The sequence below is a fragment of the Streptomyces sp. PsTaAH-137 genome (assembly GCF_003259365.1).
Taxonomy (GTDB): Bacteria; Actinomycetota; Actinomycetes; order Streptomycetales; family Streptomycetaceae; genus Streptomyces.
Window position 1 is genome coordinate 39130 of sequence record NZ_QLLY01000009.1, and the last position, 16281, is coordinate 55410.

Sequence of the window (16281 nt, forward strand, 5' to 3'; positions counted from 1 at the left end):
GCACGTGTCTTGACCTGGCGTCGGTCACCCCGCAGGATCACGCCATGACGAGTCCATCAAGGGCACAGAGGGCACACGGGACCGAGCGGACACCGGCCGCGGCGGCGGCCGTCAGTACCGTCGACGGAGTGCTGCGGCGCAGCGCCCGCCGCGCCCCGGAGCGGGTCGCGCTGCGGTACGGGCCGCGCTCATGGACGTACGCGGAACTCGACGACGCCGTCTCCCGCGCGGCCGGGCTGCTGCGCGGCCTCGGTCTCGCGCCCGGCGACCGGGTCGGCGCCTACGGGCACAACTCCGACGCGTACCTGATCGGCTTCCTCGCCTGCTCCCGGGCCGGCCTCGTGCACGTCCCCGTCAATCAGAACCTCACCGGGGACGACCTCGCCTACATCGTGCGCCAGTCGGGAAGCGCCCTGGTGCTCACCGACCCCGGTCTCGCCGGGCGCCTCCCGGACGGCGTCGGCACGCTGCTGCTGCGCGACGCCGACGAGTCGCTGCTCGACCGGCTGCCCGCCGCCGTCCCCTACGACGGCGATCCGCCGGACGCGGACGACCTCGTCCAACTGCTCTACACGTCCGGGACGACGGCCCTGCCCAAGGGCGCGATGATGTCCCACCGCGCCCTGGTCCACGAGTACGTGAGCGCCGTCCACGCCCTGGACCTGGCGGCGACGGACCGTCCCGTGCACTCGCTGCCGCTCTACCACTCGGCGCAGATGCACGTCTTCCTGCTGCCCTACCTCGCGGTCGGCGCCACCAACACCCTCCTGGACGCGCCCGCCGCGGACCGGATCTTCGACCTGGTGGAGGCGGGCGAGGCCGACAGTCTGTTCGCGCCGCCGACGGTGTGGATCGGCCTCTCCCAGCATCCGGACTTCGCGGTCCGCGAGCTGAGCGGACTGCGCAAGGCGTACTACGGCGCCTCGATCATGCCGGTGCCGGTCCTGGAGCGGCTGCGCGCCAGGCTGCCCGGTCTCGCCTTCTACAACTGCTTCGGGCAGAGCGAGATCGGCCCGCTCGCCTGCGTCCTCGGCCCCGATGAGCACGAGGGCCGGATGGACTCCTGCGGGCGGCCGGTGCTGTTCGTCGAGGCGAAGGTCGTCGACGAGGACGGCAAGGACGTGCCCGACGGCACGCCCGGCGAAGTCGTCTACCGCTCACCGCAGTTGTGCGACGGCTACTGGGACAAGGAACAGGAGAGCCAGGAGGCGTTCCGGGACGGGTGGTTCCGGTCCGGCGACCTCGCCGTGCGCGACGGCGAGGGCTACTTCACCGTCGTCGACCGGGTGAAGGACGTCATCAACTCCGGGGGCGTACTCGTCGCGTCACGGCAGGTCGAGGACGCCCTCTACACCCACCCCGCGGTGGCGGAGACCGCCGTCATCGGGCTGCCCGACGAGCGCTGGATCGAGGCGGTGACCGCCGTCGTGGTCCGCTCGGCCGAGGTGACCGAGGCCGAACTCGTCGACCACGCGCGCGAGCGGCTCGCCCACTTCAAGGCGCCGAAGCGGATCGTGTTCGTCGACGAACTGCCGCGCAACGCGAGCGGCAAGATCCTCAAGAGGGAGCTGCGCGACCGCTTCGGCGACTGACCGCGGACGGGGCGTGCTTTACGTTCATTGAGTTCCCTGAACAGGCCGTATTGCCGGGCCCCGCGTGGGAGTTAGTGTCCCGGCGATCGGCCCGGCCGCGGACGACCCGCGGCCGCCGCGCCGCCCGAAGGGAACTCCATGAGCCGCTCGCACCTCGCCCGCCTCGCCGCCTCCGCCGTCGGGGCCCTGCTCGCCGCCGCCGTCCTGACCCCGGGCCCGGCCGTCGCACAGCCGCACCGGGCCGCCGGATCGGCCGGCTGCGGTACGCCCACCGACCTCACCCCGGGCGCGTCCACCGCACGGTCCCTCACCGTCGACGGTGAACGGCGCGACTACCTGGTGCACCTGCCCGCCTCCTACGACCCGGACCGGCCCACCCCGCTCGTCCTGTCCTTCCACGGACACGGCCGCACCTCCGACTACCAGGAGCGGCTCACCGGCATGAACGCGCTGGACGCCGTCGTCGTCTACCCGCAGGGCGTCATCGGCACCGACGGCAGGAGCGCCTGGGAAGGCGCCCCGTACTCGGCGGACGTCGACGACATCGCGTTCACGAACGCGCTGATCGACGCCTCCGAGAAGGAGCTGTGCGTGAACCCGCGCCGCGTCTTCGCCTCCGGCAAGTCCAACGGCGGCGGCTTCGCGGCCGTCGTCGCCTGCCGCCTCGCCGACCGGATCGCCGCGACCGCCGTCGTCTCCGGCGCCTTCTACCCGCAGAGCGGCGCCTGCGACCCGCGGCGGCCCGTCCCCGTCCTCGACTTCCACGGGCAGGCCGACACGACGATCCCGTACGACGGCAACCCGGAGAAGGGCCTGCCCGCCCTGCCCGACTGGCTGGCCGGCTGGGCCGAGCGCGACGGGTGCGCGGCGCGTCCGAGCGAGACGCAGATCAAGGACAACGTCGTACGCCAGCGCTGGCGCTCCTGCGACGACGGCTCCGCGCTGGAGCACTACCGGATCACGGACGGCGGCCACGTCTGGCCCTCGACGGCCCCCAACGAGGACTCGGCGACCCCGACGACCATCGACGCGACACCCCTCATCTGGAAGTTCCTCACCGAGCACCCGCTGCCGAAGCACTGAGACGCCGGCCGCCCTACGCCTCGCGCCGCAGGTCCACGATCCGCCTGATCTTCCCCACCGACCGCTCCAGGGACTCGGGCTCGACGATCTCGACGCCGACCGACACCCCGACCCCGTCCTTCATCCCCGCCGCGATCGAGCGGGCCGCCTCGGCCCGCTCGTCCGGCGTGGCGTCCGGCCGGGCCTCCGCCCGCACCGTCAGCGCGTCCATCCGGCCCTCGCGGGTCAGCCGCAACTGGAAGTGCGGCGCCACCCCGGGCGTGCGCAGCACGATCTCCTCGACCTGCGTGGGGAACAGGTTCACCCCGCGCAGGATCACCATGTCGTCGCTGCGCCCGGTGATCTTCTCCATCCGCCGGAACCCGGGCCGGGCCGTCCCCGGCAGCAGCCGGGTCAGGTCCCGGGTGCGATAGCGGATCACCGGCATGGCCTGCTTGGTGAGCGAGGTGAAGACCAGCTCCCCGAGCTCCCCGTCCGGCAGCACCTCACCCGTGAGGGGATCGACGACCTCGGGATAGAAGTGGTCCTCCCAGATGTGCAGGCCGTCCTTCGTCTCCACGCACTCCTGCGCGACACCGGGCCCGACGACCTCCGACAGGCCGTAGATGTCGACCGCGTCGATCGCGCACCGCTCCTCGATCTCCCGCCGCATCTCCTCGGTCCACGGCTCGGCGCCGAAGATGCCGACCTTCAGGGACGTCGTACGAGGGTCCACGCCCTGCCGCTCGAACTCGTCGAGCAGCGTCAGCATGTACGACGGCGTCACCATGATGATCTCGGGCCGCAGGTCCTGGATCAGCCGCACCTGGCGCGCGGTCATCCCGCCGGACGCCGGGATCACGGTGCAGCCGAGCCGCTCAGCGCCGTAGTGCGCGCCGAGCCCGCCGGTGAACAGGCCGTACCCGTACGCCACGTGCACCTTGTGGCCCGGCCGGCCGCCCGCCGCGCGGATCGCCCGCGCCACCATGTCCGCCCACATCGACAGATCGGCCTCGGTGTACCCGACGACCGTGGGCGTCCCCGTCGTCCCGCTCGACGCGTGCAGCCGCCGCAGGTCCGCCTGGTCGACGGCGAACATCCCGAACGGGTAGTTGTCCCGCAGATCGGCCTTGGTCGTCAGCGGGAACCGGGCCAGATCGGCGAGCGAGCCGCAGTCCTCGGGGCGCACCCCCGCCTTGTCGAACGCCTCCCGGTAGAACGGCACCCGCTCGTACACCCGGGCGAGCGTCGCGCGCAGTCGCTCCAGCTGAAGTTCCCGCAACCCCGCCACGCCCAGACGCTCGCCCGCGTCCCACCAGTCCGTCATGGATGCCTCTGTCGCCATCGACCGCACTCCCGAACTCCCGACCGATCATTCGGTTGACCTGTTGGTCGTCAGTAATTCAAGGTCGGGGCCCTGACGTCAAGGGATGCGACGCGGGCGATCCGGTCGAGACGGGTTCCGTCAGCGGCCCGTCTCCGCCGGCAGCAGGTACGGCGTGGTCGTCCCCAGCGCCTCGAAGCCGAGCCGCTCCAGGATCGGGCGGCTGTACTCGGTCGCGTCGACCTGCATGTACGGGTATCCGCGCTCGACCGCGATCCGCACCCGGTAGGCGACCAGGGCGCGGTAGATCCCGCGCCCGCGCCACTCGGGCACCGTGCCGCCGCCCCACAGGCCCGCGAAGTCCGTGCCCGGGTTCAGTTCGAGGCGGGCGGCGCTGACCGGCTCGTCGCCGTACAGGGCGAGCACGGCGGGCACCGTGTCGGGGTCGTTCGCGAGCTGCTGGCGGATCTGGTGGGCGATGTGCGACGACTCGTTGTCGAAGGCCCGTGCGTGCACGGCCTCGACGAGCGCGATGTGCGCCTCCTCGGTGACCGGCATGAGCCGGATCCCCTCCGGGAGCGGGCTGTCCAGCGGCAGCACGGCGGTCTCGGCGACGAGCAGTGTCTCCGGCTCCTCCGCGACGAACCCGGCGGCGACCAGCCGCGCGGGCAGATCGGCGGGCCGGTCGTGCGAGTACGTCTTCCACTCGGCCTCGCCGCCCAGCTCCCGGAAGAGCCGCACCTGCTCGGCGATGGCGGCGTCCGCGGTGTCCTCGTCGAGGTCCGACCACAGCACCCCGTGCCAGCCGCCCGGCGGACTGAGATGCCGTACGACGCCGCCGACCCGCTCGACCCGCGCCGCCGGTTCGTCGGGCCGGGCCCCGAGCCGAATCTGCCGGTCGAACAGGGCCAGTACTTTTTCACGATCCATCCGGTCACTCCAGCACCGGTGCCATGCGGCGGCAACCGGATTACGGTGCGGCCGTGACGATGCGCCCGGCGCACCCCCGGGACGACGGGGTCCTACCGGCCGATCGTCACGGCGCGTCGCTGACCGGCGGGGACGCGGCCGACTCCGCCGCCACGCTCCGCGCCCACCGGTAGTCCGCCTTGCCGCTGGGGGAGCGCTGGATGCTGTCCGTCACCACCAGCTGGCGGGGGATCTTGTAGCCGGCGAGATGGGTACGGCAGTGCGTCTGGACCGCCCCCAGATCCAACGTGGGTGCCCCGTCACGGAGTTGGACGACCGCCGCGACATGGTTGCCCCACTTCGGGTCCGGGACACCGGCGACCAGTGCGTCGTAGATGTCCGGGTGGGACTTGAGCGCCTGCTCGACCTCCTCCGGGTAGACCTTCTCGCCGCCCGTGTTGATGCACTGCGAGCCGCGGCCGAGGACCGTCACGATGCCCTCGTCGTCGACCGTCGCCATGTCGCCGAGCAGCACCCACCGCTCGTCTCCGGTCCGGAAGAAGGTCTCGGCCGTCTTCTTCGGGTCGTTGTAGTAGCCGAGCGGGACGTGCCCGCGCTGGGCGAGCCGGCCGATCTCGCCGACCTCCACCGGCGCGTACGTCGCCGGATCCACCACCTGCGTACGGGCGTTGACCCGCAGCCGGAAGCCCTGGCCCGCGCCCGAACCGTCGGTCGCCGTGCCGTTGAAACCCGACTCGGACGAGCCGAAGTTGTTGAGCAGCATCGCGTTCGGCACCAGCGCCTGGAACTGCGCGCGCACCGTGTCCGACATGATCGCGCCGGACGAGGAGACGCTGAACAGCGCCGAGCAGTCCGTGCCCTTGAGCGGGCCGCCGAGCGCGTCGATGAGCGGGCGCAGCATCGCGTCGCCCACCAGGGACACGCTCGTCACCCGCTCCTTCTCGATCGTGCGCAGCACCTCCTCCGGCACGAACTTGCGGTGGATGACGACGCGCTGGCCGAAGTTGAACCCGATGAACGCCGTCAGTGTCGAGGTGCCGTGCATCAGCGGGGGAGTGGGGAAGAACGTGATGCCGTCACCGCCCGCCGCCACCCGCTCGGCCAGCTCCTCGGGACGGGTCACCGCCTCGCCGGTCGGTGCTCCACCGCCCAACCCGGCGAAGAACAGGTCTTCCTGACGCCACATCACGCCCTTGGGCATACCCGTCGTGCCGCCGGTGTAGATGATGAACTGGTCGTCCGCCGACCGCGCCGCGAACCCGCGCTCCGGCGACGCCGATGCCTCCGCCTCCGTGAAATCGACGGCCTTGAGCGGGGGCGCGCCGGGCGGCGGGGTGCCCACCCGCACCAGATGCCGCAGCTTCTCCGTGCGGGGCTGGGCGGCCGCGACCCGCTCGGTGAACTCCGCGTCGAAGACCAGCGCCGCGAGGTCCGCGTCGCGGTAGAGGTAGACCAGCTCCTCTTCTACGTAGCGGTAGTTGACGTTGACCGGGACGACCCGCGCCTTGAGGCAGCCGAGGGCCGTCTGCAGATACTCGACGCCGTTGTAGAGGTGAAGGCCCAGGTGCTCGCCCGGCCGGATGCCGCTGTCGATGAGGTGGTGGGCGATCCGGTTGGCCGCCGTGTCCAATTCCGCGTACGTGAGCCTGCGTTCCGCCCCCGTACCGGGATGGTCGACGTAGACGAGCGCCTCGCGGTCCGGGACCACGTCGACGACTGACTCGAACAGGTCGGCAAGGTTGTACTCCACCGCTCCTCCTGACCCAGGCCGCATCTCGTGTGGCCGTCATCAGAGCATCCCGGGATGTAAGGGGGAAGGGTCCCCGCACAAGAAATCTGACTGTCTGTCAGAAAACTCTTGAACTGGTCGGTCCCCTCCTGCAACCTGTTCCAGGTCCGAGCTCCGGCCGACTGGAGGACACCCATGGGTGGGACCGAACATCTCGACGTGCGGCGCGAAGGCGCGACGCTCGTCCTCACGCTCAACCGGCCCGAGGCCAAGAACGCGCTCTCCCTGCCGATGCTCGTCGGCCTCTACGACGGATGGCTGGAGGCCGACGCCGACGACACCGTCCGCTCGGTCGTGCTCACCGGCGCGGGCGGCTCGTTCTGCGCCGGCATGGACCTCAAGGCCCTGGCCGGCAAGGGCATGGCGGGCGAGCAGTACCGCGACCGGCTCAAGGCCGACCCCGATCTGCACTGGAAGGCGATGCTGCGCCATCACCGCCCGCGCAAACCGGTGATCGCCGCCGTGGAGGGCTACTGCGTTGCGGGTGGCACCGAGATCCTTCAGGGCACGGACATCAGGGTCGCCGGCGCGTCCGCGACGTTCGGGCTCTTCGAGGTCAAGCGGGGCCTGTTCCCGATCGGCGGCTCGACGGTCCGCCTGCCGCGCCAGGTGCCCCGCACCCACGCCCTGGAGATGCTGCTCACCGGGCGCGCGTATCCGGCGGCCGAGGCCGCCGCGATCGGGCTCGTCGGGCGGGTCGTGCCCGACGGCACCGCGCTCGATGCCGCGCTCGGGATCGCCGAGCAGATCAACGCGTGCGGGCCACTGGCCGTGGAGGCTGTCAAGGCGTCCGTGTACGAGGCCGCCGAGATGTCCGAGTCGGACGGTCTCGCCGCCGAGCTGAAGCGGGGTTGGCCGATCTTCGACACCGCCGACGCGAAGGAGGGTGCCCGCGCCTTCGCCGAGAAGCGCGCGCCGCAGTTCCGCCGGGAGTAGTGCTCCGTCCGCGGCCCGGTGGGGCTTCTCGCGCAGTTCCCCGCGCCCCTGAGACGCGCACTTCGTGCGCCATCTCATCAGAGCCCCCGGGACGTGAGACGCGCGAAGCGCAGCCTCAGGGGCGCGGGGAACTGCGCGACCAGCCACGACGCAACCCGCACCCGGCGACGAAACAGCACCCCCCCCCAAAAAAAACCGCCCCGCACCAAAGAGGAGCCCCGATGACAACCGCGTCCCAACCGGAGGTTCTCCGCGCACCCTTGGTCGTGGAGTTCCCCTTCACCCGCTCCCTGGGCCCCGTCCAGAGCGCCTTCCTCACCGGCCTGCGCCACCGCACCGTCCTCGGCGTCCGCACCACCGACGGCAAAACCCTCGTCCCGCCCGTCGAGTACGACCCCGTCACCGCCGACGAACTCCGCGACCTGGTCCAGGTCGGAGACACCGGCATCGTCACCACCTGGGCCTGGAACCCCGAACCCCGCCGGGGCCAGCCCCTGGACACCCCGTTCGCCTGGATCCTGGTCACGCTCGACGGCGCCGACACCGCCCTCCTGCACGCCCTCGACGCCCCGGACCCGGACGCCGTGCACACCGGCATGCGGGTCCGCGTCCGCTGGGCCGGGGAACGCACGGGCGCCATCACCGACATCGCCTGCTTCGAACCGTACGACGGACAGGCCGAACAGACCCCGCCCACCCCGCACACCGGCACCTTCGACGAGGACCCGGTCACCGGCATCGTCGCCGAGGCACGCCTCGACTACACCTACAGCCCGGGCGGCGCCCAGAGTCGCTACATCAACGCCCTCGCCGACAACCGCACCGTCGGCGAGCGCTGCCCCTCCTGCCACAAGGTGTACGTCCCGCCCCGCGGCGCCTGCCCCACCTGCGGTGTCGCCACCACCGACCAGGTCGAGGTCGGCCCGGCCGGCACCGTCACCACGTACTGCATCGTCAACGTCAAGGCGAAGAACCTCGACATCGAACTGCCCTACGTCTACGCGCACATCGCGCTCGACGGCGCCGACCTCGCCCTGCACGGCCGTATCGCGGGCATCCCCTACGACCAGGTCCGCATGGGCCTGCGCGTCGAACCCGTCTGGAGCGAGGGCGGGCGCTACCCGGACCACTACCGGCCGACCGGCGAACCCGACGCCGACTACGACACGTACAAGGAGCTGATCTAGATGCGGCCGCCGATCCGGGACATCGCCGTCGTCGCCTTCGCCCAGAGCGACCATCTGCGCACCACCGACGAGATGTCGGAGGTGGAGATGCTGATGCCCGTCCTGCACGAGGTGCTCGCCGCGACCGGCCTGAAGACGGCCGACATCGGCTTCACCTGCTCCGGTTCCTCCGACTATCTCGCGGGCCGCGCCTTCTCCTTCACCATGGCGCTCGACGGGGTCGGCGCCTGGCCGCCGATCTCCGAGTCGCACGTGGAGATGGACGGCGCGTGGGCGCTGTACGAGGCGTGGACGAAGCTGCTGACCGGGGACGCCGACACCGCGCTCGTGTACTCGTACGGCAAGTCGTCACCCGGCAGCGTCCGCGACGTGCTCACCCGCCAGCTCGACCCGTACTACGTCGCCCCGCTGTGGCCGGACGCCGTCGCCCTCGCCGCGCTCCAGGCCCGGTCCCTCATCGACGCGGGGGAGACCGACGAGGGCGCCCTCGCCGGAGTAGCCGCCCGCAGCCGCACGGCCGCCGCGGACAACCCGCACGCCCAACTGCGCGGCCCGGACGTCGCGCACGGCGATTACGTCGTCAATCCGCTGCGCACCGGAGACTGCCCGCCGATCGGCGACGGCGCCGCCGCCGTGATCCTCGCCGCCGGGGACCGGGCCCGCGAACTGTGCGAGCGGCCCGCCTGGATCCGCGGCATCGACCACCGCATCGAGGCCCACAGCCTCGGCGTGCGCGACCTGACCGACTCGCCCTCCACCCGGCTCGCCGCCGAACGCGCCGGCGCCTTCGAACGGCCCGTCGACACCGCCGAGCTGCACGCCCCGTTCACCTCGCAGGAGGTCGTCCTCAGGAAGGCCCTGCTGCTCGGGGACGACGTGAACGTCAACCCGTCCGGAGGCGCCCTCGCCGCCAACCCGATGATGGCCGCCGGACTCATCCGCATCGGCGAGGCCGCCGCCCGCATCCACCGCGGCGAGTCCCGCCGCGCCCTCGGCCACGCCACCTCCGGGCCCTGCCTCCAGCAGAACCTCGTCGCCGTACTCGAAGCCGCCGAAGGAGAGAACCGATGACCAACAAAGAACCGGTGGCGGTCGTCGGCATCGGCCAGACCAAGCACGTCGCCGCCCGCCGCGACGTGTCCATCGCCGGCCTCGTCCGCGAGGCCGCCCGAGCCGCCCTCGCCGACGCCGAGTTGACCTGGGCCGACATCGACGCCGTCGTCATCGGCAAGGCGCCCGACTTTTTCGAGGGCGTCATGATGCCGGAGCTGTACCTCGCCGACGCCCTCGGCGCCGTCGGCAAGCCCATGCTGCGCGTGCACACCGCGGGCTCGGTCGGCGGCTCCACGGCCCTGGTCGCCTCCAACCTCGTGGCGGGCCGCGTCCACGGCACCGTCCTCACCCTCGCCTTCGAAAAACAGTCGGAATCCAACGCGATGTGGGGGCTCTCCCTGCCCGTCCCGTTCCAGCAGCCCCTGCTCGCCGGAGCCGGCGGCTTCTTCGCGCCTCACGTGCGCGCCTACATGCGGCGCACCGGCGCCCCCGACCACGTCGGCTCGCTCGTCGCCTACAAGGACCGCCGCAACGCCCTGAAGAACCCGTACGCCCACCTCCACGAGCACGACATCACCCTGGAGAAGGTCCAGGCCTCACCCATGCTCTGGGACCCGGTCCGCTACTCCGAGACGTGCCCGTCGTCCGACGGCGCCTGCGCGATGATCCTCACCGACCGCGCGGGCGCGGCCCGTTCGCCGAAGCCTCCCGCGTGGATGCTCGGCGGAGCCATGCGCAGCGAGCCGACGCTCTTCGCGGGCAAGGACTTCGTGTCGCCGCAGGCCGGAAAGGACTGCGCCGCCGACGTGTACCGGCAGGCCGGGATCGCCGACCCGCGCCGGGAGATCGATGCCGTCGAGATGTACGTGCCGTTCTCCTGGTACGAGCCGATGTGGCTGGAGAACCTGGGGTTCGCCGCCGAGGGCGAGGGCTGGAAGCTGACCGAATCCGGTGTCACGGAACTCGACGGGGACCTCCCCGTCAACATGTCGGGCGGCGTTCTGTCCACGAATCCCATCGGCGCCTCCGGCATGATCCGGTTCGCCGAGGCCGCCCTCCAGGTCCGCGGCCAGGCGGGAGAACACCAGGTGGAAGGGGCGAGGAAGGCGCTCGGCCACGCCTACGGAGGCGGCTCGCAGTTCTTCTCCATGTGGCTGGTCGGCTCCGAGCCGCCCACCCACTGACCTTCGGCCCCTTTCGTGGCCTGTGCGCGGCACCGGCCGATCGCTAGGCTGACGCACGGACGACGAACCGGGAGGAGCACGGACGTGGCCGAGAGCACCATCGACCAGCACCCGCTCGCGGGATGGGAGAAGCCGGACCTGGATCTGAGCAATGCGGACTGGCGCTCCAGCAGCAGGGGACTGGGCGATGTCCAGATCGCCTTCATCGAGGGCTTCATCGCGATGCGCAACAGCGGCAGCCCGCAGAGCCCGTCGCTGATCTTCACTCCCGCCGAGTGGGGCGCGTTCGTGCTCGGGGCCCGCGAGGGCGAGTTCGATCTGACATAGCCCCCTCCCGGACGGGAAGGGGCGCCTCCAACACATGACTTTCGGCCCTGTCCTGTGGCTCTTGTGTGCGCGAGCCTGGCCACAAGAACACAGGAAGAGCCGGTCAGCGAGGGCACGGCGAGCGTGCCCGGTGTCGGAGGCAATGACCCATGAGCACGCCCGAGTCGCAGAACCTTCCCGTCGTCGTCGCGGTCGACGGGTCCGACGACAGCCGAGCGGCCCTGGAGTGGGCGCTCGCCGAGACGGCCCGGCGCGCCGCCACCCTGCGCGTCGTGCACGTCCGCCAGTACGCGCCCCTCCTCCAGCCCGCCGTCCTGATGGCCGGGCCGGAGGAACCGGCCGACGACCCCGTCATCGCAGAGGTACGCAAGCAACTCGAAGGGCGTTCAGGGCTGCCCCCGGTGGAGTACGTCTGCCTGGAGGGCCTGCCCGCCGCCGTCCTGCCGGAGCTGGGCGGCGAGTCCCAGCTCCTCGTGCTCGGCTCGCGCGGCCGGGGCGGTTTCGCCAGCCTGCTGCTCGGCTCAAACGGCGTGGCCGTCGCCCGCGACGCCGCCTGCCCCGTCGTGGTGGTGCGCGCCCAGCAGGCCGAGGCCGAGCGGGTCGTCGTCGGACTCCAGCCGGACGACCCCGACGAGACGACGCTCGCCTTCGCGCTCGACCACGCGGCGCGGACCGGTGCGCCGGTGCGCGTGGTCGCCGCGTATGCCTGGCCGGTGCTCGCCTGGACCGCGTACGGCGACTTCGCCCTGACCGGTCAGGAGCAGGAGGCCGTGGAGAAGGAGACCCTCGCACTGGCCCGGCAGGCCGTCGCACCGCTGCTCGACTCTCACTCTAAGGTCGAGGTTGAGATTCTGGTCGCTCCGGGCGACGCCGCGGGTCAACTCGTCGACAACTCCGAGGACGCCGCCTTGGTCGTCGTCGGCCGGCACCGCCGCCGCTTCACCCGCCCCGCGCCGATGCTCGGCTCGGTGACGCACGCCGTGCTGCTGCACGCCAAGAGCCCGGTCGCCGTGGTCCCGCCCGCGCCCCAGGAGTAAGGCTCTACCGCAGGATCACGCAGCCCCGCCCGGTCAACTCGTCGAGCAGGCCGGGCGGAACCCGTACGTCGTTCCAGCGGAGGTCGAGCTTCTCCAGGGACGGCAGCTCGGCCACCCAGCGCGGCAGCTCCGACAGCCGGTTGCCGCGCAGATCGAGACGGCGCAGCCGGGGCAGACCGCGCAGCGCCTCCGGGACCGTCTCCAGCGCGTTGTCCCGCAGCTCCAGTTCACGCAGCTCGCGCAGATCCCGTACGGAATCGGGCAGCCCGGTCAGGAGATTGCCGCGCAGCCACAGTTCGCGCAGCGCGGTGAGCCGTCCCAGGCCGGCGGGCAGCCGCGTGAGCCGGTTGTCCTGCGCCCGCAGCTCCACCAGACCCGTCATCGCGGCAAGGGTCTCCGGCAGCGCGGCCAGCCGGTTCTCCCCGACGTTGAGATACGCGAGCCGGGTCAGCGCGCCGAGAGCGTCGGGCAGGGCCGTCAGCCGGTTGTCGTGCAGATACAGAAACCTGGTCAGTCCCGTGAGGCCGCCGATCTCCGACGGCACCGAGGTGAGCCGGTTGTGACCGAGGTCGAGGGTGTGCAGCGAGGTCAGCGTGCCGATCCGGGCCGGTACCGACGTGAGCCGGTTGTCGCACAGCAGCAGCACCTCGGGCCCGGGGGCCGTCCACACCTCGTCGGGTACGGCTTCCAGACCCGCACGCCAATAGTCGAGGATGCCGTCGATGTGCCTCATGGCCTTCCCTCCCGCGGAGCCGATCGAGCATCGTAGCCGCGGGCTCCGGCGGTGATCGCCGGGGCGTTCGCGGCGGGTCCCGCGAGAACGGCCCCCGGCGGACCGCGTCGGCGTACGCTGAGGTGCCTGGAACCCGCGGCGCGCACCGGCTCCCCGCGCCGGACCACCACCGCGGGAGGGGGGCGTCATGGCGCTGCGTGCTGGCCGGGGCGGTACAGGACGAGAGACCTTGTTCGAGCGCGAGAGCGAACTCGCGGCGGTCGACGAGGCGCTCGCCGAGCTGACCGGGATACCCCGGGGCGGCGACCCGCCCGAGCGGCCGCACGGCGCACTGCTCGCCGTCGCCGCGCCCGCCGGACTGGGCAAGACGACCCTGCTCGCCGAGGTGCGCAGGCGCGCCGCCGCCCGGGGCTGCACCGTCCTGTACGCCCGCGGCGGCGACCAGGAACAGGGCGTCGCCTTCCACGTCGCACGGCAGCTGATCCAGCCCCAGCTCGCCGCGCTCCCCGAGCCCGAACTGCGCGACCGGCTCGGCAGCTGGTACGCCATCGTGGGCCCCGCGCTCGGCCTGTGCGCGGACACCGACGGCGCGCCGCCCGACCCGCAGGGCCTGCGCGACGGCCTCGACTGGGTCCTCACCCACCTCGCCGTGCGGCGCGCGCCCATGGCCCTCGTCCTGGACGACGCCCACTGGGCCGACCCGGAGTCCCTCGGCTGGCTCGCCGCCTTCGCCCCGCGCGCCGAGGAACTCCCGCTGCTGATGGTCGTCGCCTACCGCCCCGAGGAACTGCCCGAGCACGGCGAGGCGCTGCGCGGACTGCCGGGCCGCAGCGGACAGCGACCGCTCGGCCTCGAACCGCTCAGCGCGACCGCCGTCGCCCACCTGGTGCGGGAGTCCCTCGGCACCCATGCCGACGACGCGTTCTGCCGCGAGTGCTGGGCCGTCACCGCGGGCAACCCCTTCGAGGCCGTCGAGCTGACCGCCAAGGTGCACGACCGCGGCCTCGCCCCGACCGGGAGCGGCGCCCACCTGCTGCGCGACCTCGCCGCCGCCGTCAAGGGCAGCGGCCTCGTCGCCCGCCTCGAACGCCTCGGCACCTCCACCGTCCGCTTCGCCTGGGCCTGCGCGGTCCTCGGCACCGAGACCTCCCCCGAGCTGGCCGCGAGCGTCGCCGGGCTCGGCACCGAAGAGGCGGCCGACGCCGCCGACCGGCTGCGCGCCGCGCGCATCCTCACCGGCGAGGTGACCGCCGAGGGCACCCTCGAATTCGTCCACCCGCTCATCGCCACCGCCGTCTACCGCGCCATCCCCGGCGGCGTCCGCGTCGCCCTGCACGGACAGGCCGCCTGGACCGTCCTCAACGCCGGGCTCGGCCCGTCCACCGCCGCCCGCCACCTGTTGGAGACCCACCCCGAAGGCGACGGCTGGGTGGTGCAGCAGCTGCGCGCCGCCGCCCGCGAGACCGTCCGCGCCGGAGCCCCCGACGCCGCCCGCCGCTATCTGGCGCGCGCCCTGCGCGAACCCCCGCCCTTCGAGGACCGCGCCGCCGTCCTCTACGAACTCGGCAGCGCCTCCCTGCTCACCGAACCCGCCACCACCGTCAACCACCTGCGCGCCGCCCTGGAGGAGACGGTCACCGACCCGGCACTGCGCCACGGCATCGTCTACCGCCTCTCCCAGGTCCTCGCCCACAGCGACCGGCTCGCCGAGGCCTCCGAGCTCCTGGCCCGCGAGATCCGCACGACAGGCGACGCCCGCGTCCGCCTGCGCATGCAGTCCGAGCAGTTCATGTGGGACGCCTTCCGCGCCGACGAACCCGACTCACCGTCCCGCTCCCGGCGCCTGACCAGGCTCGCCGACCGGCTCACCGGACGCGACCTCACCGAGCGCTACATCATCGGCCTGCGCACCTGGGACGCCACCCTGCGCGGCGAACCCGTCGACGTCGTCCTGCGGCACGCCGAGCGCGCCCTGGAGGGCGGCCTGCGCTGGGCCGCCGACGAGGACCGCGGCTTCGAGGTGCCCGTTTTGGTCGCCATGGCGTTCATGTACGCCGACCGGCCCGGCCGCACCGAAGAACTGTTCATCGACGGCATCGCCGACTTCGAACGCGCGGGCTGGCGCGGCGCCCACCTCTCCTTCGCCTACACCCTGCTCGCGTACGTCCGGTACCGGCGCGGCCGGCTCGCCGAGGCCGAGGACTTCGTCCGCGCCGGGCTCCGCCTCGCCCGCCGCGTCGGACCCGGCACCCCCGCCCACTGGTACGCCAGTGGCACGCTCATCAAGGTCCTGCTCGCCCGCGGCCGCGTCACGGAGGCCGAGGAGGCCGCGCGCACCCACGGCTTCGGGCCGCCGTTCCCCGCCGCCGTCGTCTTCCCCGACGCGCAGACCGTGTACGGCGAGCTGCTGCTCGCGCTCGGCCGCACGAAGGAGGCGGCGGCGGAGCTGGGCGCGGCCGGGCGCCGCCTCGACCCGCCATGCGCAACCCCGGCTGGTGCCCCTGGCGGCTCCATCTCGCCCGCGCCGAGGCGCACGACGCCCCCGAGCGGGCGCTCGCCCTCGCCCACGACGCCGTCGAGCGGGCCCGCCACTTCGGGGCGCCGTCCGCGATCGGGCAGGCCCTGCGGGCCGCGGCCGAGGTCTCGCCGCGCTCCGCACGCGGCAAACTCCTGGAGGAGTCCGTCGCCCAGCTGGAACGCTCACCGGCCGGCTACGAACTGGCCTGCTCGCTGGTCGCCCTCGGCGCGGAGGCCCGCCGCGGCGGACATGCCGAGGACGCCGCGGACCATCTGTACCGGGGCCTGGAGACCGCGGCCGGCTGCGGCGCCGACGGCCTGGTGGAGCGTGCGAGGGACGAACTCGCCGCCGCGGGCCTGCGGCCCCGCCCGCTGCACGGTGCGGCCACCGACGCCCTCACCGGGCGCGAGCGGGCCGCCGCGGCCTGCGCGGTACGCGGCCTGTTCCCGTCGGAGACGGCGGCCGAGCTGCACCTGGCGGAGACGGACGTGGTGCGCCTGCTGTCCGCGGTGTACCGCAAGCTCGGCACGGACCAGGCGGGCCTCGCCGCGGCGCTCGGGACCTAGCCGGGAGCCGGTCTCTGCGCGGGAGCCCCGAAGCCCGGGAAGG

12 protein-coding genes and 1 pseudogene are annotated in these 16281 nt (G+C 72.7%); 9 read left to right on the plus strand and 4 right to left on the minus strand.

Annotated features, from left to right (window positions below):
- Positions 1-44: 44 nt before the first annotated feature.
- Both K377_RS20660 and K377_RS20665 read left to right on the plus strand, forming a co-directional pair.
- Positions 45-1592, plus strand: coding sequence for an acyl-CoA synthetase (locus K377_RS20660; RefSeq protein ID WP_111664921.1), 1548 nt, complete (start codon positions 45-47; stop codon positions 1590-1592).
- A gap of 138 nt (positions 1593-1730) precedes the next feature.
- Complete coding sequence (locus K377_RS20665) at positions 1731-2675, plus strand: PHB depolymerase family esterase (protein WP_111664922.1); 945 nt, start codon at positions 1731-1733, stop codon at positions 2673-2675.
- 13 nt (positions 2676-2688) lie between these two features.
- On the opposite strand, the gene paaK is transcribed toward K377_RS20665, so the two are convergent.
- The 3 genes from paaK to K377_RS20680 form a co-directional block, all read right to left on the minus strand.
- A complete protein-coding gene (gene paaK / locus K377_RS20670) occupies positions 2689-3981 on the minus strand; it encodes a phenylacetate--CoA ligase PaaK (RefSeq protein WP_181512617.1) in 1293 nt (430 codons plus the stop codon).
- Positions 3982-4119: 138 nt separating this feature from the next.
- Complete coding sequence (locus K377_RS20675) at positions 4120-4908, minus strand: GNAT family N-acetyltransferase (RefSeq protein ID WP_111664924.1); 789 nt, start codon at positions 4906-4908, stop codon at positions 4120-4122.
- A gap of 106 nt (positions 4909-5014) precedes the next feature.
- Positions 5015-6658 carry an acyl-CoA synthetase gene (locus K377_RS20680; protein WP_111664925.1) on the minus strand — a complete coding sequence of 548 codons (1644 nt, stop codon included), beginning with the start codon at positions 6656-6658 and terminating at the stop codon, positions 5015-5017.
- Between the two features lie 174 nt (positions 6659-6832).
- Here K377_RS20680 and K377_RS20685 point away from each other — a divergent pair, with 174 nt between their 5' ends.
- The 6 genes from K377_RS20685 to K377_RS20710 all read left to right on the plus strand — a co-directional run bounded on the left by K377_RS20685 (position 6833) and on the right by K377_RS20710 (position 12421).
- Positions 6833-7633, plus strand: coding sequence for a crotonase/enoyl-CoA hydratase family protein (locus K377_RS20685; RefSeq protein WP_111664926.1), 801 nt, complete (start codon positions 6833-6835; stop codon positions 7631-7633).
- Positions 7634-7854: 221 nt separating this feature from the next.
- Complete coding sequence (locus K377_RS20690; RefSeq protein WP_111664927.1) at positions 7855-8820, plus strand: Zn-ribbon domain-containing OB-fold protein; 966 nt, start codon at positions 7855-7857, stop codon at positions 8818-8820.
- Entirely contained in the window at positions 8821-9891 is a 1071-nt protein-coding gene (locus K377_RS20695; protein ID WP_111664928.1) for a thiolase domain-containing protein, read from the plus strand.
- Positions 9888-11057: a thiolase domain-containing protein gene (locus K377_RS20700; RefSeq protein ID WP_111664929.1), complete on the plus strand. Its 1170-nt coding sequence runs from the start codon at positions 9888-9890 to the stop codon at positions 11055-11057. The genes K377_RS20695 and K377_RS20700 overlap by 4 nt, the downstream gene beginning before the upstream one ends.
- Positions 11058-11141: 84 nt before the next feature.
- Entirely contained in the window at positions 11142-11384 is a 243-nt protein-coding gene (locus K377_RS20705; protein WP_111664930.1) for a DUF397 domain-containing protein, read from the plus strand.
- Between the two features lie 149 nt (positions 11385-11533).
- Entirely contained in the window at positions 11534-12421 is an 888-nt protein-coding gene (locus tag K377_RS20710; RefSeq protein ID WP_111664931.1) for a universal stress protein, read from the plus strand.
- A 4-nt stretch (positions 12422-12425) separates the two neighbouring features.
- On the opposite strand, the gene K377_RS20715 is transcribed toward K377_RS20710, so the two are convergent.
- Entirely contained in the window at positions 12426-13154 is a 729-nt protein-coding gene (locus K377_RS20715; RefSeq protein WP_111664932.1) for a leucine-rich repeat domain-containing protein, read from the minus strand.
- Positions 13155-13341: 187 nt separating this feature from the next.
- Here K377_RS20715 and K377_RS20720 point away from each other — a divergent pair.
- Positions 13342-16238, plus strand: a pseudogene (locus tag K377_RS20720) (AAA family ATPase).
- The last annotated feature ends 43 nt before the right edge of the window (positions 16239-16281 follow it).